Below are 602 nucleotides of genomic sequence, written 5' to 3'. Positions count from 1 at the left end.
GCCCGTCAGTAAACCCGTGACGTTCGCCACCACCATTGTTGGCCGGGCATATGTGCCTTCGTTCTTTGACTCGAACCCTTCGACTGCTATCGGGTATGCCTGATACTGATTCCCCTTCCAGATCACATTTCCGTAATATCCATTGGTGCCGGAATGGAACCGGATAAGGTCTCCGCCAAAGGGTTGCAGGTCGGCTTCGAACAGGTCGATAAACGCGCCTACTCCGGCGTCGACGCTATCAATAATCATACTGGCTGGTATGTCGCGCACGGCAAACTCCCATAAAAAAAGCCACCAAGTGGTGGCTACTGTTTGAATATCAGGATGTTGCTTACTGATAACCCTGGTTAACGTGTAAGCTCAGCCCGTCAGTGGTGGGACACTGACGTAACCATCGAAGGGGGATGGCTGATTACCTCTGATAAAGGAAAAATAATGTCAGAATTGAAATTAAACGCTATTGACTTTATTTCTTTTGCGGTCGCTGGAAATACATTTAAATTAAAAGCTAATTTGATTGGCCCTAATGACCAATTTCATTCGGTAAACCTAGATATAGCGCCAGATGAGATAAAGAATAAAACCATCGGTGAGATTGAAAA

At 46.0% G+C, this 602-nt stretch carries 1 protein-coding gene and 1 pseudogene; one reads left to right on the top strand and one right to left on the bottom strand.

Annotated elements, in window-relative coordinates:
* A pseudogene (locus tag ACOTX4_RS26015) lies at positions 1-204 on the bottom strand (phage minor tail protein L); the annotation flags it as partial.
* Between ACOTX4_RS26015 and ACOTX4_RS26010 the strand changes: the two are divergent.
* Positions 154-285: a hypothetical protein gene (locus ACOTX4_RS26010; RefSeq protein WP_258320798.1), complete on the top strand. Its 132-nt coding sequence runs from the start codon at positions 154-156 to the stop codon at positions 283-285. The pseudogene ACOTX4_RS26015 and the gene ACOTX4_RS26010 sit on opposite strands and share 51 nt — an antisense overlap.
* The last annotated feature ends 317 nt before the right edge of the window (positions 286-602 follow it).

This window comes from Enterobacter cloacae complex sp. IR5459, assembly GCF_049238005.1.
Taxonomy (GTDB): domain Bacteria; phylum Pseudomonadota; class Gammaproteobacteria; order Enterobacterales; family Enterobacteriaceae; genus Enterobacter; species Enterobacter hormaechei_C.
Note: the sequence above shows the minus strand (reverse complement) of the source record. Positions and strands in the feature narration are given on the sequence as shown.

Bases quoted from the DNA above. Each gene is read 5' to 3' on its own strand.
- ACOTX4_RS26010 (WP_258320798.1), top strand. From the start codon at position 154: ATGGAACCGGATAAGGTCTCCGCCAAAGGGTTGCAGGTCGGCTTCGAA.